Annotated in this window: 17 protein-coding genes and 1 tRNA gene; all 18 read right to left on the bottom strand. The window is 65.4% G+C overall.

From position 1 onward, the window contains the following. Window positions 1-169 precede the first annotated feature (169 nt). Window positions 170-616, bottom strand: coding sequence for a Cg1360 family ATP-synthase-associated protein (locus AC3CD9_RS04660; RefSeq protein WP_488366547.1), 447 nt, complete (start codon window positions 614-616; stop codon window positions 170-172). After that, window positions 613-1,722 carry an MraY family glycosyltransferase gene (locus AC3CD9_RS04655; RefSeq protein WP_488366546.1) on the bottom strand — a complete coding sequence of 370 codons (1,110 nt, stop codon included), beginning with the start codon at window positions 1,720-1,722 and terminating at the stop codon, window positions 613-615. Before AC3CD9_RS04655 ends, AC3CD9_RS04660 begins: the two co-directional genes overlap by 4 nt. Further along, on the bottom strand, window positions 1,723-2,373 hold the full coding sequence (locus tag AC3CD9_RS04650) for an L-threonylcarbamoyladenylate synthase (RefSeq protein ID WP_488366545.1): 651 nt from the start codon (window positions 2,371-2,373) through the stop codon (window positions 1,723-1,725). A 76-nt stretch (window positions 2,374-2,449) separates the two neighbouring features. Continuing rightward, complete coding sequence (gene prmC, locus AC3CD9_RS04645; protein WP_488367502.1) at window positions 2,450-3,376, bottom strand: peptide chain release factor N(5)-glutamine methyltransferase; 927 nt, start codon at window positions 3,374-3,376, stop codon at window positions 2,450-2,452. A 1-nt stretch (window position 3,377) separates the two neighbouring features. Continuing rightward, the gene (prfA, locus tag AC3CD9_RS04640; RefSeq protein WP_488366544.1) at window positions 3,378-4,454 is read right to left on the bottom strand and encodes a peptide chain release factor 1; all 1,077 of its coding nucleotides are present in this window, start codon (window positions 4,452-4,454) and stop codon (window positions 3,378-3,380) included. Between the two features lies 1 nt (window position 4,455). Next, window positions 4,456-6,468 carry a transcription termination factor Rho gene (gene rho / locus AC3CD9_RS04635; RefSeq protein WP_488366543.1) on the bottom strand — a complete coding sequence of 671 codons (2,013 nt, stop codon included), beginning with the start codon at window positions 6,466-6,468 and terminating at the stop codon, window positions 4,456-4,458. 224 nt (window positions 6,469-6,692) lie between these two features. Beyond that, the gene (gene thrB / locus AC3CD9_RS04630) at window positions 6,693-7,595 is read right to left on the bottom strand and encodes a homoserine kinase (RefSeq protein ID WP_488366541.1); all 903 of its coding nucleotides are present in this window, start codon (window positions 7,593-7,595) and stop codon (window positions 6,693-6,695) included. A gap of 2 nt (window positions 7,596-7,597) precedes the next feature. After that, window positions 7,598-8,683 carry a threonine synthase gene (gene thrC / locus AC3CD9_RS04625; RefSeq protein ID WP_488366540.1) on the bottom strand — a complete coding sequence of 362 codons (1,086 nt, stop codon included), beginning with the start codon at window positions 8,681-8,683 and terminating at the stop codon, window positions 7,598-7,600. A gap of 2 nt (window positions 8,684-8,685) precedes the next feature. Then, window positions 8,686-9,993: a homoserine dehydrogenase gene (locus tag AC3CD9_RS04620; protein WP_488366539.1), complete on the bottom strand. Its 1,308-nt coding sequence runs from the start codon at window positions 9,991-9,993 to the stop codon at window positions 8,686-8,688. A 35-nt stretch (window positions 9,994-10,028) separates the two neighbouring features. Next, window positions 10,029-11,468, bottom strand: coding sequence for a diaminopimelate decarboxylase (gene lysA, locus AC3CD9_RS04615; protein WP_488366538.1), 1,440 nt, complete (start codon window positions 11,466-11,468; stop codon window positions 10,029-10,031). Then, on the bottom strand, window positions 11,468-12,295 hold the full coding sequence (locus AC3CD9_RS04610) for a DALR anticodon-binding domain-containing protein (RefSeq protein WP_488366537.1): 828 nt from the start codon (window positions 12,293-12,295) through the stop codon (window positions 11,468-11,470). The genes lysA and AC3CD9_RS04610 overlap by 1 nt, the downstream gene beginning before the upstream one ends. A gap of 84 nt (window positions 12,296-12,379) precedes the next feature. After that, entirely contained in the window at window positions 12,380-13,555 is a 1,176-nt protein-coding gene (locus AC3CD9_RS04605) for an MFS transporter (RefSeq protein WP_488366536.1), read from the bottom strand. A 49-nt stretch (window positions 13,556-13,604) separates the two neighbouring features. Then, entirely contained in the window at window positions 13,605-16,154 is a 2,550-nt protein-coding gene (locus tag AC3CD9_RS04600; RefSeq protein WP_488366535.1) for an ABC transporter permease, read from the bottom strand. Next, window positions 16,151-16,924, bottom strand: a complete 774-nt coding sequence (locus AC3CD9_RS04595) for an ABC transporter ATP-binding protein (protein ID WP_488366534.1) — start codon at window positions 16,922-16,924, stop codon at window positions 16,151-16,153. Before AC3CD9_RS04595 ends, AC3CD9_RS04600 begins: the two co-directional genes overlap by 4 nt. A 122-nt stretch (window positions 16,925-17,046) precedes the next feature. Further along, window positions 17,047-17,122 (bottom strand) — tRNA-Arg (locus AC3CD9_RS04590). A 113-nt stretch (window positions 17,123-17,235) separates the two neighbouring features. Next, on the bottom strand, window positions 17,236-18,273 hold the full coding sequence (locus tag AC3CD9_RS04585) for a M15 family metallopeptidase (RefSeq protein ID WP_488366533.1): 1,038 nt from the start codon (window positions 18,271-18,273) through the stop codon (window positions 17,236-17,238). Window positions 18,274-18,690: 417 nt separating this feature from the next. Next, window positions 18,691-19,752: a hemolysin family protein gene (locus AC3CD9_RS04580; protein ID WP_101545483.1), complete on the bottom strand. Its 1,062-nt coding sequence runs from the start codon at window positions 19,750-19,752 to the stop codon at window positions 18,691-18,693. Beyond that, entirely contained in the window at window positions 19,749-21,080 is a 1,332-nt protein-coding gene (locus tag AC3CD9_RS04575; RefSeq protein ID WP_488366532.1) for a hemolysin family protein, read from the bottom strand. Before AC3CD9_RS04575 ends, AC3CD9_RS04580 begins: the two co-directional genes overlap by 4 nt. Window positions 21,081-21,145 lie beyond the last annotated feature (65 nt).

Below are 21,145 nucleotides of genomic sequence, written 5' to 3'. Positions count from 1 at the left end.
AAGATCCGCCCAAGCACCGGGTCTACTCTACCAACTGTAGAGAGTGACCGACAAATTCATCAGGCTTCTCTGTGCAATTTCTGTCAACGATTTTATACGACACGTCATTCGTCTTGCGCCTCACCCCACGACGCGTCTCAGATGGGAGCGACGATTGGCCTCCGCTCGCCTATCTCGCCTCCGGATCGACATAGGGAACGCGTCCCTTGACCACGGTGATCGCCTCGACGAGCGAGGAGCCGATGACCGCGACGACGATCGTGAAGAAGGCGACCGTGCCGTCGAGCCAGGCCGCATCCTTGATGCGCCAGATGACGATCATGAAGATGAAAGCCTTGAAGAGGAACCCGATGCCGAGGAACCCGGCGATCGCGGTCAGTCCCATGTTCCGTCCGACGTACATGACGACGAGGGTGATGATGATGAAGACCGCAGCCAGTCCCCCGCCGACGGCTCCGCCGACGAGTCCCGTCATCCCCGAGACCAGCCAGCCGATGCCCATTCCGAGGGCCGCGACGACGAGGACGAGGATGATGCCCCGTATGAGCAGTGTCCTCCAGACTCGGGTCCAGGCTGCTTCGACTTCAGTCTCTCGGCGCGGTGTCGGGTCGGTCACGAGATTTCCTCTCTGGCTTTCTGACGCATGCGAAGGGGATAGAAAGTGAAGATCAGGGTGATGGCAGCGAGGCCGCCGATGACACAGGCCGAGAACAGCCAGCCCTTGAACAGGAGCAGCACCGATCCGAAGGCGATGAGCGCCGTCCAGGTGTAGAGGATGAGCACCGCACGCGCGTGGGAATGTCCCAGGCGCAGCATCCGGTGGTGGAGGTGTTTGGCATCGGCGGAGAACGGAGACTGTCCGGCACGCAGCCTGCGCACCACGGCCAGTCCGAGGTCGAGCAGCGGCAGGAACATCACGGCCACCGGCAGGATGATCGGCATGAATGTGGCGAACGCTCGCTCTTGGCCGATCAGCGCCGGGTCGACCTGGCCGGTGACCCTGATCGTCGAGGCGGCGAGCAGCAGGCCGATCAGCATCGACCCGGAGTCGCCCATGAAGATCCTCGCCGGATTGAAGTTGTGCGGGAGGAAACCGAGGCAGGCGCCGACGAGGATCGCGATGATGAGCGAGGCGAGGTTCGCATACGACTCCGGGGAAGCGTCACGAGCGAGCCAGTAGGAGTAGATGAAGAAGGCGCTGCCGCCGATGGCGACGACACCCGCGGCGAGACCGTCGAGTCCGTCGACGAAGTTCACCGCATTGATGGTCACGAGGACGACGAGGACCGTGACGATGATCGACATCCGCGGGGAGCCGATGATGACTCCGCCGAAGGGAATCGACAGCAGCGCCACTCCCTTGATCGCCATGAAGCCTGCGGCGAGAGCCTGACCGGCGAGCTTCGCCATCCAATGCAGGTCCCAGATGTCGTCGATGACTCCGAGCAGACACAACAGGCCGGCGGCTCCGGCGATTCCGACGATCGGGCCCAATTCGACGAAGATCCGATTGAGGAAGGGCATCTGGGAGGCGAAGATGAGGCCGGCCAGAAGCCCGCCGAACATCGCGACTCCGCCCAGCCTCGGCGTCGGAATGGAGTGGACGTCGCGGTCACGCAGCGGTGAGAAGATCTTTCCTCGTTCGGCCACCCGCTTGACCATGGGGGTCAGCAGGTACGCCACGAGGGCGGAGACGACGAGGATGAAGAGGTAGGCGCGCACTCAGCCGTCCAGGTCGATGAGTTCGGGGACGATTTCGCGCAGGTCCTCGGCGGTGATCGGGCCGCGGCGCAGGATGCGGGGCACGTCGCCGCTGAGGTCGATGATCGTCGATGACCTGCCCGATTCGCGGGCACCCCCGTCGACGTAGATGTCGACATCGTCGCCGAGCATCTCCTGCGCTTCGTCGGCGGTCCGGGCGGCGGGCTGTCCGGAGATGTTCGCACTCGACACGGCCAGCGGCCCGGTGCGGCCGAGCAGGGCCAGCGCCGACTCGTCGTCGGGCATGCGCACGGCGACTGTTCCGTGGGTATCACCGAGGTCCCAATCGAGGGAGGGCTGAGCGTTCGCGATGATCGTCAGCGGTCCGGGCCAGAATTTCGCGGTCAGTGCCAGCACAGTCTCATCGACCCCGTCGACGAGACCGAAGATGGTCTCCGCGCGTGGGACGAGAACCGGAGGCGGCATGTTCCGACCCCGGCCCTTGGCCGCGAGCAGAGCCGCAACGGCCGATGCACTGAAGGCATCGGCGGCGATCCCGTAGACCGTATCGGTGGGGATGACGAGCAGGTTGCCTGTGTCGACGACTCGCGCGCACTCGTCGAAGACGAGTTCACGGATCTCTTCTTGGCTGACGTCGAATCGTCTCGACACGAGTTCTCCGTTTCGAATGTTCGGTGTGGTCTCGGTGCTGGGCCGTGCGGGGCACGGGATTGGTCTCCGCGGTCCCCTACGCCTCGCGGCGCGCCACTGTATAGCGGTCGCGTCCAGTGTAGTCCTGGAATGTGAAGGCGTGTCGCAGACTGGCCGTGGCCGCCAGGAGTTCCCGTGCCCCTTCGCCCTGTTCCTCACTGTGTTCCATGAGGAAGAGTCCGCCGGGTCGCAGCAGCTGCTCGGCTTGACTGATGATAAGTCCCGGAATCTCCAAGCCCGAATCCCCGCCGTAGAGCGCGGCCGCGGGATCGTGTTCGGCGGCCTCCGGGTCCCGCGGCACGGCGGAATCGGGAACATAGGGCGGGTTCGTCACCACGATGTCGGCACGCCCGCACAGATCGAGCCGGGCCTTCGCGATCGTCGTCGCATCACCGGAGATGAACTCGACCGTCGACTCGCCGAGGCGGCACTGCTCGAGGTTCGTCAGCGACCATTCCAGGGCGGCGGGTTCGCGTTCGACGCCGAGGACGTCGACGTGGTCGAATTCAGTGGCAACGGACAGGGAGATCGCTCCCGAACCGGAACACAGGTCGATGACGAAGGGTCGCCGAGCCTTGTCGTTCTTCGTCGTCGAGTCAGTTTGGGCGAGTTCGGACAGTTCGGTCAGAACGGCTCCGGCGAGCAGCTCCGTCTCCGGACGGGGCACGAAGACTCCGGGGCCCACCTGCAGCTGCAGATGCCGGAAGTGGGCGATGCCGGTGAGATGCTGCAGCGGTGTCCGCCGGCGCCGCTGGTCACAGAGTTCGGCGAATCGAGTCCTCACCGACTCCGGCACGGGTTCGTCGAAGAGACGGCGGCGGCTCAGAGCTGCCCGGTCGATCGACCATGCGTGGGCGAGCAGTTCGAGCGCATCCGCTTCGGGACTCGCTATGCCTGCTTCGGTGAAGAGCGTGGTCGCCCCGCGGAGAAGGCCGGAGACGAGAGTCGGCCTGACGGTGTCCAGGTCACTCCCCCAGTGCGTCGAGGCGTGCGGCCTTGTCGGCGTCGCGGCAGGATCCGATGACCGGATCGAGGTCGCCTGCGAGCACCTGATCGAGATTGTAGGCCTTGTATCCGGTGCGGTGATCGGTGATCCGGTTCTCCGGAAAATTGTAGGTGCGGATGCGTTCCGAGCGATCGACGGTGCGCACCTGTGAACGACGGATGTCTGCGGCTTCCGCTGCGGCCTCTTCGGCCTGCTTGGCCAAGATCCGAGCGCGGAGCATGCGCATCGCTGCGTCTTTGTTCTGCAGCTGGGATTTCTCGTTCTGGCAGCTCGCGGTGATTCCGGTCGGCAGGTGCGTGATGCGCACAGCGGAGTCCGTGGTGTTCACGGACTGGCCGCCGGGTCCGGACGAGCGATAGACGTCGATGCGCAGATCGTGTTCGTCCAGCTGGATCTCTTCGGGTTCATCGACTTCGGGGAAGACGAGCACACCGGCTGCGGAGGTGTGGATACGTCCCTGCGATTCGGTGACCGGCACCCTTTGGACACGGTGCACTCCGCCTTCGAACTTCACCCAGCCGTAGGCGCCGTCGTTCTTCGCTTTGACGGCCATGGTGACGTCCTTGTATCCGCCGAGATCCGAATGCGTGGCGTCGAGGATCTGGCTCGACCAGCCGCGCGAGTCGATCCACCGTTGGTACATCCGCAGCAGGTCACCGGCGAACAGTGCGGATTCGTCCCCGCCTTCGCCGGCTTTGATCTCGATGATGGCGTCTCGGGAGTCATCCGGGTCGCTGGGTACCAGGAGTTCCTTGAGCTCACCCTCGGCCGTCTCCATCTCTCCGGACAGACGCTTGGCCTCCGCAGCGAAGTCGGCATCGTCCTCGGCCAGCTCCACGGCGGCTGCGTGGTCGGCTTCGAGTTGGGCGAAGTGCCGGACGGCCGCGGCGACCTTGTCGAGTTCCGCGTACCGCCTGGTCAGCTTCTTGGCCCGGCCGGCGTCAGCGTGGACCGCGGGGTCGGAGAGTTCCTCCTGCACCCGGGCGTGCTCATCGAGCAGTGCGCTGACGCTGGCCGTGAGGGTGTCGTCGACCATCTCAGCTGTTGTCGGTCGACGACTTCGGCAACGGGGTCGTCTTCTGCACCTGCATGAGGAACTCGACGTTCGAGCCGGTCTCCTTGAGCTTCGACATGAGCAGTTCGACAGCCTGCTGCTGTTCGAGGCCCGAGAGCAGTCGGCGCAGCTGCCACATGACCTTCGTCTCTTCCTTGGTCATGAGCATCTCTTCGCGGCGGGTGCTCGAGGAGTTGACGTCGATGGCCGGGAAGATGCGCTTGTCGGCAAGCTGACGGCTCAGACGCAGCTCCATATTGCCGGTGCCCTTGAACTCTTCGAAGATGACTTCGTCCATCTTGGAGCCGGTCTCGACGAGAGCGGTGGCGAGGATGGTCAGCGAGCCGCCGCCTTCGATGTTGCGTGCAGCACCGAAGAACTTCTTCGGCGGGTAGAGCGCATTGGCGTCGACACCGCCGGAGAGGATCCGACCGGATGCAGGCTGGGCGATGTTGTAGGCACGTCCCAGGCGCGTGATGTTGTCGAGCAGCACGACGACATCGGAACCCATCTCGACGAGACGCTTGGCGCGTTCGATGGCGAGCTCGGCGATCGTGGTGTGGTCGTCGGCCGGACGGTCGAAGGTCGAGGCGATGACTTCGCCCTTGACCGCACGCTGCATGTCCGTGACTTCTTCGGGACGTTCGTCGACGAGGACGACCATGAGGTGCGCTTCAGGGTTGTTCTCCGTGATCGCGTTGGCGATCTGCTGCATGATCGTCGTCTTGCCGGCCTTCGGAGGCGCGACGATGAGTCCGCGCTGGCCCTTGCCGATGGGGGTGATGAGATCGATGAGACGAGTCGAGTGCAGCTTCGAGGTGGTCTCGAGGCGCAGACGATCCTGCGGGTAGAGCGGAGTCAGCTTCGAGAATTCGACACGGCTGCGGGCATCGTCGACGGTGAGCCCGTTGACGGAATCGAGGCGGACGAGAGCATCGAACTTCTCGCGCTTGTTGTTCCGCTGTTCGTTCTCACGCGGCTGACGGATCGCACCGGCGACAGCGTCGCCCTTGCGCAGACCGTTCTTGCGCACCATGGATGCCGAAAGGTAGACGTCGTTCGGTCCCGGCAGGTAGCCGGAGGTGCGGAGGAATGCGTAGTTGTCGTGGACGTCGAGGATGCCGCCGACGGGGATGAGCACATCGTCGTTGCGGATGTCCGGCTCGTCGTTGCCACGGCCGCGGCGCTTCCGGTCACGACCCCGTCCGCGGCGGTTGTTGCCGCGATCGTCATCGTCGTTGCTGCGGTTGCGACGATCGTTGCGGTCGTTGTTGCCGCCCCGGTCGTTGCGGTGGCCGCGATCGTTGCCGCCGTCCCGGTCGTTGTTGCCCCGGCCGTTGCCGCCGTTGCGGTCATTGCCGCCTCGGTTGTCATCGGAGCGGTCGTTGTTCCGGCTGCGACGGTCGTTGTCGCGTCCTCCGCGGTGGTCACGGTCGGAGCGGTCCTGGTCGCCGGAGCGATCCTGGCCACCGCGGTCGGCCGATTCCTCACCGCTGCTGTCGCTGCCCTCGGTCTGGGACTCGGAGCCCCGGGAGCGAGAACGGCTGCGGCGAGAGCGCTGACGATCCTGGTCGCCGCTGTTCTCCTCGGAGGGTGCTCCCGCCGACTGGTCCGCACCGGACTCGTTCGCCGTCGAAGACGACGAGGACTCGGAGTCCGGTTCGATGATGAGCGCCGGAGCGTCCTCGGACGCGGAAGCGGCAGAGCGACGCGAGGAGCGACGGTTCGTTGACTCCTGCTTCTTCTCGTCCTGCTTCTCCGCCGGCTTCTCGGTCTTGGCGGCCGGTTCTGCGGCGGGCTTCTTCTCGGTGGGGGCGGACTTCTTCTCAGCGGATCCGCCCGAGTGGCTGTTGATGGCGTCGATCAGTTCGCTCTTGCGAAGGCGACGGTAACCCTTGATTCCCAGACCGGCAGCCATTTCCTGGAGCTGAGGCAGCCGCAGCGCTGTGAGGCTGCCTGTGCGCGGGGTGGAATCCTGAGTGGTGGTTTCAGACACGAAGGTCCTTCTCCCTCTTTCGGCCGTGCGGCATGTGCCGTTTGCTCACGGCGACGGAAACACCATTGACGGTGCGTTGTGAAAGAAAACCTGCTAAAGAATGAGCAGGAGATGTTCCAGAATGTATGACATCGGCGACGGACCTGTGAAGAACAGCGGGAAGCCGTGCCGTGTCGGAACACCCACAGTCTACTTGTTCGGAGACGATCTGGCGAATCGTTTCCTCAGATTTCTCGGCTCACCCGATAACCGCCGAGGTCAATCGCGGTGCGCTGAGCGACGAAGCCTTCCGACACGAGGGCGTCGGGCACCGCCTCGGCGAGGACGAGCACCGTCGGTCCGGCGCCGGAGATGACCGCCGGGAGACCCTCGGCGCGCAGTGCGTCGACCAGCGCCATCGACTCCGGATAGGCGCCGCGGCGGAACTCCTGATGGAGCTGGTCGCGGGTAGCTTCGAAGAGCACCTGGGAGTCATTGCTCATCCCGTGGACGAGCAGGCCCGCCCGAGCCGAATTGTCGGCCGCGATCGCGTGATCGATGCCGGCGGGAATGAGACCACGGGCAACCTCGGTGTCAAGACGGAACGAGGGCACAAGCACGGTGACCGCCTCGACGGTGCGCACCGGCACCTGCCACGACTTCACGGGCGCCGACAGAGAGACGGTGAGTCCGCCGAAGATCGCGGGGGCGGCATTGTCCGGATGCCCCTCGACGGCGGTGGCGATCTCGAGGATCCGATCCCGGCTCAGCTCGACTCCTGTCGACCAGGCTCCGAGCTCCGCTGCGAGGCCGATGCCGGCCACGACGGCTGCGGCCGAGGAGCCCAGTCCGCGGGAATGAGGAATCCGGTTGTCGCACTCCAGCGACAGACGCGGCCTCAACTCCGCCGCGACGGCGGGAAACTCCGAGTCGAGCACCTCACCGATGATGCGCATGATCAGGTGCGAGCCGTCCCGGGGCAGCACCTCGGCGCCCTCCCCCGTGACCTCGACGCAGCGGTGAGGATCGACCGCTGCGTCGTGGACGGTGAGGGTGAGGGTGTCGACGATGTCGAGAGCCAGCCCGTACGAGTCGTAGCCGGGTCCCAGATTCGCCGAGGTGGCCGGGACCTCGAGTCGGACGCGCACCCTCAGCTGTCCTCGAGTCCCAGCGCGCGTGCGGCGCTGACGGCATCGACGGAGACCAGCTTGGTCTCGATATCGGATCCGTCGGCAGTGTGCAGTGCCCAGCTGGGGTCCTTGAGCCCGTGACCGGTCACGGTCACCGCGATCGTCGCATCGGCAGGGACCCGACCGGCATCGGCCATCTTCAGCAGACCCGCCACCGAGGCGGCCGAACCGGGCTCGACGAAGATGCCCTCTTCGCTGGACAGGATCTTGTGGGCGGCGAGAATCTCGTCGTCGGTGACCGAATCGATGAGACCGCCCGAGTCGTCACGCGCCGCTTCGGCCTGCGTCCAGCTGGCGGGGTTGCCGATGCGGATGGCGGTCGCCACCGTGTCCGGTTCGTCGACGGGGTGGCCGAGCACCAGCGGTGCGGCACCGGCGGCCTGGAAGCCCCACATCTGAGGCAGCTGCTGGGAGATCCCGTGTTCGCGGTATTCGTTGTAGCCCTTCCAGTACGCCGTGATGTTGCCGGCGTTGCCGACGGGCAGAACATGGATGTCGGGAGCGTCTCCGAGGACGTCGACGATTTCGAAGGCCGCGGTCTTCTGACCTTCGATGCGATCGGGATTGACCGAATTGACGAGGTGGACCGGGTAGGACTCCGAAAGCTTGCGGCACAGCGTCAGGCAGTCGTCGAAGTTTCCGTCGACTTCGAGCAGGGTCGCTCCGTGGGCGATGGCCTGGCTCATCTTCCCCGGCGCGATCTTGCCGGTGGGCACGAGCACGGCGCAGGTGAGTCCGGCCTTCGTGGCATAGGCGGCGGCAGAGGCCGAGGTGTTGCCCGTCGAGGCGCAGATGACGGCTTTGGCGCCGTGGGCCACGGCCTTGGTGATCGCCATCGTCATACCGCGGTCCTTGAACGACGCCGTCGGATTGAGCCCCTCGTACTTCACCCACACCTGGGCACCGGTACGTGCGCTGAGCTTTTCCGCCCTGATCAGCGGGGTCCCGCCCTCACCGAGCGTGACGGCCGGAGTGTCAGCGGAGATGTCGAGGAGGCTGCGGTATTCCTCGACGACGCCCTGCCACTGGTGTCTGCGGTAGTTCATAGTCACTGTCCTTCTACGCGGATCACGGATTTGACGGTGTGGACGACGGGCAGATCGACGAGTCGATCGACCGTCTTCTGCAGAGTCGAGTCGGTGTTCGAGTGGGTGGCCAGCACGAGCTTCGCGTGCTGGACACCGTTGTCGTCGATGTCCCCGATCGTCTGTCGCATCAGTTCGATGGATGCCCCTTCATCGGCGAAGACCTCGGAGACCGCAGCGAGCACACCGGGACGGTCGACTACGTCGAGGGTGATGTGGTACCTGGTCGTAATCGCCGAGATCGGCAGGATCGGGTAGTCCTCGTGGAAGGGACGTTCGTACTGTCCGCGACCGCCGAGCACCTTGCGCCTGGCCACGGACACTAGGTCTCCCAACACGGCGGATGCGGTCGGTGCTCCCCCGGCTCCCTGTCCGTAGAACATCAGCTCGCCGGCGGCTTCGGCCTCGATGAACACGGCGTTGAAGGCTCCGCGGACGGATGCCAGTGCGTGGCCTCGGTCGAGAAGCGCCGGGTAGACGCGCGCCGAGAGTCCGGCGCCTGCCGGTGATGAGGCCACACGTTCGCACACGGCGAGGAGTTTGATGACGAAGCCCTGGTCCCGGGCGGTCTCGACCATCTCGGCGGTGACGCCTTCGATGCCTTCGACGTGGACGTCGTCGATCGACACGGGTGCGTGGAAGGCCAGAGAGGACAGGATCGCAGCCTTCGCCGCCGCATCGTGTCCGCCGATGTCAGCGGTCGGATCGGCCTCTGCGTATCCGAGTCCTTGGGCGGCGGTGAGTGCCTGGTCGAAATCCCAGCCCTCGGAGTCCATCTGGTCGAGGATGTAGTTCGTCGTGCCGTTGACGATGCCCATGATGCGTTCGATCCGGTCGCCGGCCAGCGAATCGCCGACGGGTCGGATGATCGGGATGGCCCCTGCCACCGCCGCTTCGTGCTCGAGGCGCACGCCAGCGGCGTCGGCAGCGGACATGAGCTCGCCGTAGCTGGCGGCCAGCAGAGCCTTGTTCGCTGTCACAACCGATGATCCCTGGCGCAGCGCTGCGGTGATGAGCGAGCGGGCGGGTTCGATTCCGCCCATCAGCTCGACGACGATATCGGCTCCGGCGATGGCCGCCTCGGCGTCGGTCGTCAGCAGCTTCTCGTCGATTCCCGGGCGGGCCTTCGCGGCATCGCGGACGACGATGGCGCTCAGCTCCAGCGGAGCGCCGATGCGCTCGGCCAGGCCCTCAGCCCGATTCTGGATTCGGGCGGCAACCTCCGTGCCGACGACTCCGCACCCGAGCATGGCAACCTTCAGTGCCTGCATTTCCTCACCTTTTCCGCTCTTGTCTCTCTCACTCATCAGTTCGACGCCCCTCCTCCGGCCATTCCCGGGTCCGTGGCGAACATCTGCGTGTGGTCTTCGGGGGTCACGATCCACTCAACTCTATCGGCCTCGACGGCCAGCACGCCCGGGCGGGGCAGATGGTTGTAGTTGTTGGCCAGCGAGCGGCAGTACGCCCCGGTGGTGGGGACCGCGACGAGATCGCCTGCGGTGACGTCGGCGCCCATGTATTCGTCGCGGACGATGATGTCACCGGATTCGCAGTGCTTGCCGACGACACGCACGATCGCGGGCTCGGCGTTCGAGTTCCGGTTGGCCAGCGTGCACGAATAGTCCGCGTCGTAGAGTGCCGTGCGGATGTTGTCGCTCATTCCCCCATCGACGGCGACATAGGTGCGAGTGCCGCTGTCCGTGCTCACCTGTTTGACGGTGCCGACCTCGTAGAGGGTGAACACCGCCGGGGAGACGATGGCGCGTCCGGGTTCGATGGAGATCCTGGGGACGCTCGTGCCCAGGCCCCGGCATTCCTTGGCCACGACGGCGGCGAGCTCTGCAGCCATCTCCGCGACCGGGATCGGGGTGTCCTGGGAGGTGTAGCGGATGCCGAAGCCGCCGCCGAGGTCGACATCGGGAAGGTCGATGCCGTGTTCACCCATGATCTCGGCTCGGAAGGCGAGTACGCGGGCTGCGGCGACCTGGAATCCGGAGATGTCGAAGATCTGCGAACCGATATGGGAATGGAGACCGTCGAGACGCAGATGTTCGGATTCCGCAACCAGACGAGCCGCCCGGGCGGCGGTGCCGTCGGCGAGAGAGAGCCCGAACTTCTGGTCTTCGTGGGCCGTGGCGATGAAGTCGTGGGTGTGCGCTTCGACGCCGACCGTGACTCGCAGCATGACCGGGGCGACCGTTGCTTTGGCCGCGGCGATGGATTCCAGACGTGCGACCTCGTCGAGGCTGTCGACGAAGATCCTGGACACGCCGTAGTCGAGGGCGTATTCGAGCTCCGCCGTCGATTTGTTGTTTCCGTGCAACCCGACTCGGTCCCCGGGGACACCGGCGGCCCGGGCGACCATCATCTCACCCAGGGAGCAGGTGTCGAGGCCGAGTCCGGCTTCGTACACCCAGCGGGCCACAGCTGTGCAGAGGAAGGCCTTCCCGGCGTAGAACACATCGGCTCCCGCGAGTCCCTTCTCCACGGAGAAGGCGTTGGAGAACGTGCTCAGGTAGGCCTCGGCGCGGCTGCGGAAGTCAGCGACGTCCATGACGAGAGTGGGGGTGCCGAAGCGCTCGGCCAGGTCTGTCACGGAATGACCGGCGATCGTGAGCACTCCGTCATCGGTCTTCGTGACGTTGTCCGACCACAGACTCGGCAGCAGCGCATTGACGTCATCGGGATAGGGCAGCCACACCGGGGCCGGTGTCGCGTGCAGAGTCCCTGCGATATGTGCGGGCATCAGATCCTCTCCGGGGCCGAAGCGCCCAATTGTCGTAGTCCTGCGGCGAGGACGATGATGACGGCTCTCAGAGCGAAGAGCCGGGAGATATGGGTGACGGTGATGTCCTCATCGACCGTCGGAGTGACCGGACAGCGGCGGATCCAGTCCTCGACGGCATCGCCGAGGTCGATAAGAGCGTTGACGAACAGATCGTTCTCGCCGAGGCGACGCGAGCGTTCCAGCGCTGACGGCAGTCCCGCCACAGCATTGAGCATTCGAGTCTCGCTCGGATCCTCGAGTCTCGCCGCGTCGACGGCCTCGGACGGGATTCCCGCCCGGTGCGCCCGCCGCTGCTCCCGGCAGGCGGCGGCATGGCTGCGCTGCAGAAACTTCACTGCGACCGGGTCGACCACACAGCCGTCGTCGCCGGGGTCAGGAGCCTGAGCCGACTCCCGGTCCGCAGCGGCGAGCAGCGTGCACAGCGGCGACCGGTCATGTTCCGCTCCCTCGATCGAATCGGTCTCCCCCGCTGCGGTGATGATGTCGCTGAGCGAATGTGCTCGGCCGGCAGGGGTGAGGGTCACGTTGACGAAGCCGGGGCCGGCGATGACGGCATCACCCACCTCGGGGAGAACACGCAGTTCGGTGCACAGATGTGCGGCGAGCTCGGTCCGCTGCTCGGGTGCAGCGGCGGCGCGCAGCGCCACCGGCGTCGTCCAGTCACCGAGTTCGGAACGGGTCGGAGCCAGGACGTCGATCTGCTCGGCGAACCCCGGTGCGACGAGGCCTGCCTCGGCTGTCGCCAAGGCGCGCGCGAGTGCAGTCTGCAAGTCTTCCGGGGTCACTCGAACAGAGTACTCGGGCCCGGGAGGCGAGGACGAATCCGATGTCATCTTCGCTCTCATGACGAGACGGATGCCCACTGGGCCTCAGATGGCGCCGGGTCGGCAGGCGGCGTGGCTGACGAAGAATTTGACGGCCACCGAGGCGAGCACCACGACGAATGCCGGCCACATGCTGTCGAAGCTCTGGAGGAGAAAGGCGAAGATCAGCGGGCCCGTGGCCGCAAGAAGGTACCCGCCGCCTTGGACGAAACCGGACAGTGAAGCCGCCGCTTCGGCGTTTCGTGCGCGGAGGGTGATGAGTGTCAGTGCGAGTGGGAACGTGGAGATGCCGATGCCCAGCAGCACTGTCCACAGCACGGGAGCCGCTGTCGGCAGCAGCCACAGACCCAGGTACCCCACGGCCAGGCTGAGGCAGAAGCCGACGACGATGGGATAGGCCGAGGTCATCTTCTGAGCCAGGGTCGGCAGGACGAAACCGAGGACGAGAGGGATGGCGGTGACCAGCGCCAGCATCGCCCCGCCGAAGGCAGCATCGAACCCGGAGCGGGTGAGCAGGCCCGGCAGCCAGGTGAAGAGGATGAAATTGTTGAACGACGTCAGACCCGTCATCGTCATCAGCGCCCAGGCCCGAGGGCTGCGCAGAAGGCGGGAGAGCTCACTGCCCCCGACGACGGCGACGGCCACCTCGGCGGCGGGTGCGGGCCTGACGATGCGGATGACGATCCACACGACCGCACCCAGAGCCGCGAATCCGGCCCAGACGAGCAGTGATCCTCTCCAACCGACACCGGAGGCGAGGGGAACCGCCACGAGCGGCGGAATGAACGTCCCGAACTGGAGGAGCCCGACGTGCACGGTCGACATGAGGGCCACTCTGTCGGGGAAATACGATTTCACCAGGGGCGGGAGGACGACGTTGCCGATTCCCATTCCCAGCAGGGCCAGCACGCTCAGCGCCAGGAACAGCGACGGAGAATCGATGACCGCGCGGACACCCAGTCCGATCATGACCATCACCATGGCGGCCAAGGTCAGGCCGAGTCCGGAGAAGCGGGCATAGAGCCGCGGGGTGATGAAGCCGCTGATGCCGTAGAGCAGCGGCGGCAGCATGCCGATGACGGCCAGGAACACCGCGCTCAGTTCGATCTCGTCGCCCATGGCATCGAGCAGAGGCGAGAGCCCGGTGACTCCGGGGCGCAGGTTGAAGGCAGCGAAGACGATTCCGAGGACGATCAGAATGCGGATGCGCGCGGAGTTCATGAGCTCTTTCCTATCAGACACCGACTTCCCGTTCGGTGTCCGGGGCCCATCAGAAGTCGAGTTTGAGACCTTCGACCGGTGAGAGTCGGGACGCTCGCCTGGCCGGTGCCAGAGCGGAGAGGATGCCGGCGACGACCGCCACGCCGAGGATGCCGAGGAAGGACGGCGCGGAGAAGTCGACGATGAGGTCGGTGGAATAGTCGTGGGTGACCAATCGTGTGCCGACGATGCCCAGGGCGCTGCCGAGCACGAGGCCCAGCAGTGCGGCCACCGATGAGATGAGCACCGCCTCGAGCGCCAGGAGAGTCCGCAGCTGCGCGATGCTCAGCCCCAGCGCCCGCATCAGCGCGTTCTCCCGGCGGCGCTCGATGACGGAGAGGCTGACCGTGTTCGAGACGCCGATGAGCGCGATGACCACGGAGACGAAGAGCAGAGCCACGGCTCCGGCCAGCATGACATCGATGAGTTCGGAATAGGCGCCCCGGGCGACGGCCGAGCCGCCGACCTCGTCGCTGGAGACGTCGAGCGTCTCGGCCACGGACTGGCGGATCCGGGTGATCTCGTCGACGTCGACATCCTCGTCGAGGCGGACGAGCACGGCCGTCGTCGTCGCCGAGATGCCGAGATCGTTGCCGACGTCGGGGGTGGTGAAGAAAGCGAGGCTGGAGAGTCCGTCCCTGTGCGCGGGCACGCTCATCTCGTTGAGACCTTTCACCCGCACTGTCGGTGAAGGATAGTCTTCGGGGACCGTGACCCGCCCGGACACGATATCGGCGGCGCCGTCTCCGAGGACGGTCTCGGCGCTGTCCGGGTCGATGACGAAGATCTCGGGGCGGGATCCCTTGAAGTCTTCGACCGCCTCGGCGCGGTGGGCGATGACCGCGGTGGACACGCCGGGGATCTCGCGCACATCGTCGAGTTGGTCGTCATCGACGAGGCCCGACCGCGGCACGGAGATGTCGACGGGATAACGCTGGTCAAGTCCGTGGCTGAGCGTCGCCTTCGTCGACATGCCGCCCACGAGGATCGTCGCCACCAGGGTCACACCGATGATGAGCGCCGTGGCTGTGGCCGCGGTGCGACGCGGATTGCGCAATGTGTTCAGGGTCGCCAGCTGACCGGGAACGCCCCAGGGGCTGAAGAGCACCTCCCCCGTCCAGGCGACGACGGGCGGGATGATCTTCGCCGCGCTGATGACCAGTCCCGTGACCACGAGCCCTCCACCCAGCGCCCCACCGAGGATCCAGAGCTGCGAAGCCGACACCGCATAGACGGAGACGATGACGAGAACCACACCCAGCCCGATGCAGCCGAAACCCACGAGATGGCGGGGGCGGGCGCGGGTGCTCGGTGAGATGGAGGCGTCGAAGGGCTGGAGTGCTTCGAGCGGCGTCACTGCGATGGCACTGCGAGCCGGTCGGATGGTCGCCACAATCGTCAGCAAGGCACCGACGACGACACCGCTGACCAGGGCGGATACGGGAACGGTGAGAGTGTCGTACGGGAACTCCTGCGGCCAGTAGCGCACCGCCACGGCCATCAGTCCGCGGCTGCCGGCGACCCCGGCGAGCACACCGAAGATGGACCCGAGCAGTCCGACGAAGAGCCCTTCGGCCACGACCGAGCCGTACATCTGCAGGCGGGTGGCGCCGAGGCAGCGCAGCAGAGCGAACTCCCGACGGCGTCCGGCGACGATGACGGAGAAGGTGTTGGAGACGACGAGGATGGCGACGATGACGGATATTCCGGCGAAGACGAGCAGGAGACCGGTCACGACGGCGTTGCCGCCGGAGAGGCGATCGGTCTTCGCCTTCACGGCGTCGTCGACGGAGAGCGCTTCGAGGCTGCCGCTCAGTTCCGAACCGTCGATGACCCTCTGCAGCTGAGCACGCACAGCCTCAGGGTCCGCGCCGCTCTCGAGGGCGATCTGGATGGCGATGACATCGCCCTGCTGAGCGAAATATTCCTGATAGCCCGATGCTGTCGTCAGCGCTCGAGTGGCGCCGGGCAGCGCCGGATCCTGCCCCATTTCCGCGATGCCGACGACGGAGAAGGTGACGCTGCTCTGACTCGGACCCCGATAGATCGGCATGTCATCGTTTCCGCTCTCCACCGGGACCGCATCGACGGTGAAGCGAATCTCATCACTGACTCCGACGTTGAGATCGCTGGCCGTGCGAGTGTCGAGCACGAGGTCCGTCGTCGCTTCCGGTCGCTGACCGGAGACCATGTCGAACGTGTCGAGCCGTTCATCGGCAGGCACCGGAGACAGCGCAAATGAGCTTTCGGAGAATGCGGCACCTCGTCCCGTGGTCACTGTGCGGGCCGACAACGACGCGGTATCCACTCCGTCGACTTCGGCCAAGGGGCGCAGGAGCGGAGAGGCCTCGTCTCCCCCGACGAAAACGTCCCTGTCCGGGACGACGGTGAGGTCGGCTTTCTCGAAAGAACGGCCGACGGCGTGTTCGAGGCTGTCCTGCAGTGAGGAGTTGATGACCAGGGTGGTTGCGACGAATCCGGAAGCCAATGCGATGCCGAGGCCGATTGCGAGGAATCGGGCCCAGTGGATCCGAATCTGCGCGAGGGCGACTGCGATCACAGAGAGCTCAGTTCACTCAGCGCCGTGACCACGCTCTCTCGCGTCGGCTGACGAACTTCACCCGTGGCTCGTCCGTCCTTGAGCAGGACGACCCGACCGGCGTGCGATGCCGCGACGGGGTCGTGGGTGACCATGATGATCGTCTGCCCGTACAGGGTCGTGGCCCGACCGAGCAGGGACAGGACCTCCGCTCCGGCATGGGAGTCGAGGTTTCCCGTGGGCTCATCGGCGAAGATGACATCCGGCCGCGTCAGCAGAGCCCGGGCCACGGCGACTCTCTGCTGCTGACCGCCGGAGAGCTCGTGCGGACGATGCTGCAGACGATCGCCGAGTTCGAGGCGTTCGACCACTTCGGCCTTCCACTCGCGATCGATCTTCTTCCGGGCCAGCGAGACCGGCAGTTCGATGTTCTGTTCAGCGCTCAGCGTCGGGACGAGGTTGAAGGCCTGGAAGATGAAGCCGACGCGGTCACGTCGCAGCTGAGTCAGCTGCCGGTCATTGAGACGGGTGATGTCCTGACCCCGCATGATGATCGAACCCGAATCGACACGGTCGAGCCCGGCAAGCACATGCATGAACGTCGATTTTCCGGATCCGGAGGGCCCCATGATGGCGGTGAATCGTCCCGATTCGAAGTCGACGCTGATATCGTCGAGAGCGTCGACTGCCGTATCACCGCGGCCGAAGCTCTTGCGCAGACCCTGCGCTCGGAGGACGATCTCGTCTTCCCCCGCGCCGGTCTGGACGGGCTCTTCAGCAGGTTCCGACATCGTATGCCTCACATCGCGGTCCGGGTCTCGTCTCCGACTACCTTAGATCCTGTCTGCACCATCGACCACCCGGATCGCGTATGCAGAACCGCCCACCTCAGAAGTTGAGATGGGCGGTGTCGTGGTGCCCGCGACAGGATTCGAACCTACGACCTTCTGCTCCGGAGGCAGACGCTCTATCCACTGAGCTACGCGGGCAACGGATGCAACTCTATCACCGTTGGGCACCACCTCCCAAAACGACGCCGCGGGCAGTCCTTCGAGGACTGCCCGCGGTGTCGTAGGGCTGTGATCAGCGATGTTCGAGCAGATCAGGCACCCTTCATAGCCTTGCGGCCGGGCACGTATTCCCAGTGCCACAGCTCATAGGAATTGCGCTTGGCCCAGTCCGGATTCTCCCACCCGAACTTCTCAGCGTTGGCGACGAGCCATTCGTACTGCTGGCCGGTTCCGTTCTGCGTTCCCGCGCCGAGGTCCAGAGCCAGGCCCCAACCGTGGTTGGAGGTTCCGGGACGAGCTGCGAAGCCGGGCTTGCGTGCGGCGACGGAGACCTGTGATTCCAGCGACCGGTAGGAGTCGGTGACTGCGAGGTCTTTGCCGGTGTCCTTCTTGAAGGCAGCGTTCATCTTCGCGAACGACACGGCCGCATCGGAGCGCAGCTTGTGGTTGCCCACGCCGATCTCGCACAGCCATCCGTCGGGCAGCTCGCCGTTGCTCGCCTCGCCCTTCGGCGCTGCTTCGTCACAGCCGGGCAGAACGGTCTTCGTGATCGCGCGAGATGCCGCGTCGACCTTGGTCTGCTTGGCGCTCGGGGCACCGATGGTCATCGAGGTCTTGTCATCGTCGTCGACCTTGATGTCGGCGGAGACCGATTCGGCGTTGATCGCGCGTGGCTGGGACTGTGCGGCCGAGTCGTCGACCTTGACTTCCTGGTTGCCGCTCATGTTGCCGGCGACCATCACGGCAGCGATGGCGGTGCCGGTGACCGAGACAGTGGCCAGAGCAGAGAAGGTGGTGACCTGACGGCGGCGGACCGAGCGCAGCAGCGAACCGTCGGAACCGCGGTTGCCGAGCTGAGCCGCGGCCAGCGTCGACGTATGACCCGCAGGGGTCATCGGCCGAGAAGCCTCTTTTGCCATCGCTGCCCGCCGCGGTGAGCCCGCTGCTGCGCGGGCCTCGGCGGCCATCGCCGCGCGACGAGGTGAGAGGGCTGCGGATGCGCTGTTCCGCGACTGCGATGTCACGAGATGCGAAGAGTTGATCGTCGAAACCTGCGAAGAGGCGTTCTGCTTCCGCAGATCACGTCGGCGGACCGGCGGCGCCTCGACGGTCGAGAGCTCACTCGACATAGTGCTCCATACTGTTGGTGAAGATTGTGCGGTGGAAGCCCTCTGCCGGGCGCCCGAAAGCTTATGTCACAACACTATAACGACATCGTTACAGAATGTCACCTTCAGTTCATACACAGCGTGTGACCAGGTCATTCTCTGTCGATGCTTGATCACAGATCACTACAGGCGCCCTACTCCAGGTGTCCTGAATCACTGTTTTGTTACGAACCGTTACACAGTCGGACACGTTTGGGACTCCGCGCCGAACGGCACTTCCCACGAGCACAGGCATGGCCTCACGCCCGAACGCATGGCCCCAGCGCACCTGCACAGCGCCGGGAGCGGACGCGAAACCTCGACGGCGGCCTCCCCGCAATCAGGAGACCGCCGTCGAGGCGAGTGGGTGAGCCGGGCGGATCGGTCGGCGCAGAATGCTCAGCGACGGAAGTCGAATCGTCCCCGTTGCATCGCGTCCTGGACTTCGCCGACGAGCTCTTCGAGCACGTCTTCGAGGAACAGCAGGCCGAGGACCTGCGCCTGCGAGTCGATGACGCGGGCGACATGGATTCCCGCCTTCTGCATCTGCGCCAGCGCCTCTTCGACCTCGTCATCGGCGGTGACCGTGAACAGGGGGCGGAAGCGCTTGCTCTGCACTGGAGCGTCGAAGGCCTCTTCGGTGTCTGCGTAGAGGACATCCTTGATGTGGAGGTAGTCCTGCGGATACCCGTCGTCACCGACGACGAAGTATCGGGAGAAGCCTGTCTTGCCGACCAAGGTCACAAGCTCGTTCGGGGTCACCTTGTCCGAGATCGTGATGAGTTCGGACATCGGGACCATGATGTCGGACGCAGTCTTGTCGCTGAACTCGATGGCACCCTTGAGCAGCCCGGTGTCATCACTGAGCAGTCCCTCGCGCTTCGACTCGGCCACGATCGATTCGACCTGCTCGATCGTATAGGCCTCGTTGACCTCGTCACGGGCCTCGATCTTGAACAGGTGAAGGACCCCGTTGGCCAGGCCGTTGAGGGGGCGGATGACGAAGCCGAAGACCCGCGCCAGGAACACCAGCGGTGTCGCCAGCAGCATCACGGCCTGGCCAGAGGCGGCCAGTGCCAGGTTCTTCGGCACCATCTCACCGATGACCACGTGCAGGTAGGTGACGACGCCGAGCGCCAGGACGAAGGAGATCGTCGAGGACAGTCCGGCGGGAATGCCCAGGCCCTCGAGGGGACCGGCGAGCAGGTGGTGGATGGCCGGTTCGGCCACATTGCCCAGAAGCAGGGAGCACACGGTGATTCCGAGCTGGCAGATCGCCAGCATCAGTGACACGTGCTCCATCGCATAGAGAGCGGTCTTGGCCGCCGCGGAGCCTTCGGCCGCTCGCGGTTCGATCTGTGATCGCTTGGCAGCGACAATCGCGAATTCAGCGGCGACGAAGAAGGAGTTGCCCAGCAGGAGAACGACCAGCCAGACCAGTCCGAACCAATCGGCGCTCATCGAGTCTCACCTCCGGTTTCGAAAGCCCCTGCGTCAGCGGCGCGCAGCACCACCCGGAGGCGTTCGATGCGTCGTCCGTGCATCCGTTCGACCACGATGCGGGCATCCTCCATACAGACCTCGTCACCCGGTTCGGGAATCCGTCCGAGCTCCTTGAGGACGAATCCGGCCAGAGTCTCGTAGTCCGAGTCCTCCGGGATGGTGACTCCGATCGTCGACGAGATCTCATCGGGTCGCAGCTGACCGGGCACGATCCAGGAGCCGTCGCGAGCCGGCCGTGCCGCGACGCGCATCCGATCGTGCTCATCGGCGACCTCGCCCACGAGCTCCTCGACGACATCCTCGAGGGTGACCACTCCGGCTGTGCCGCCGAACTCATCGACGACCACAGCCATCTGCAGGCCGGTGGCGCGCAGCTCCAGGAGCAGCGGGTCGAGGCGCTGCGTCTCCGGGATCTCACGGACCTCGGTCATCAGCCCTCCTGCGTAGGCATCGTCGCGGTTGCTCGGAGGCACGGCGAAGGCCTGTTTGACGTGAACGACTCCGACGATGTGGTCCTTGTCCTCGTCAGCCACGGGGAACCGGGAGAATCCGGTGTCCCGGGCCTGTTCGATGATCTGTCGAGCCGTGGTGTCCTTGTCCACCGTGGACATGCGCGTGCGCGGAGTCATCACGTCTTCCGCTGTGCGCTCGGAGAAGCTCAGAGTCCTCTCCAGCAGACCTGCTGTCTGCTCATCGAGCACGCCCTCTTCGGCGGAGTGCCGCACGAGTGAGGTCAGCTCCTCCGGGGAACGCCCCACCGAACCTTCTTCCTGCGGCTCGATGCCCATCGACATGAGGATCTTGTTCGCCGTGCCGTTGAGGACGGCGATCACGGGCTTGAAGACGATCGAGAAGACGTACTGCATCGGTGCGGCGATGCGACCGGTCGCCAGCGGCACAGCGATGGCGAGGTTCTTCGGCACGAGCTCTCCGAAGATCATCGATCCCACGGTGGAGACGATGAGGGCGATGGTCAGCGCCAGTGGGGCCGCGAGGCCGGGGCCGACGCCCCAGGCTTCGAACAGCGGCGCCAGCAGCCTGCCCAAGGATGGTTCCATGAGGTAACCGGTGAGCAGAGTGGTGATCGTGATGCCCACCTGCGCTGCCGAGAGCTGGGTGGACAGGTGGGTCATCGAGCGCCGCAGCGTCTTCGCGCCGACGACGCCGTCTTCGACCGCCTTATCGGCTGTGTGCCGGTCGAGCGTCAGCAGCGAGAATTCGGCTGCTACGAAGACTCCGGTGCCGAGGATGAGCAGCAGTGCGAGGGCGAGGAGTATCCATTCCATCAGTGACTGTCCCCGCAGTTCGCTATCTGCTCAGCAGAGCAGTTGAGGTGTGAGACCCTCGCGGG

It is taken from the genome of Brevibacterium sp. MGP-B1, assembly GCF_057766545.1.
The sequence above is the reverse complement of the archived record's forward strand: the minus strand, read 5'-3'. Positions and strand labels throughout refer to the sequence as shown.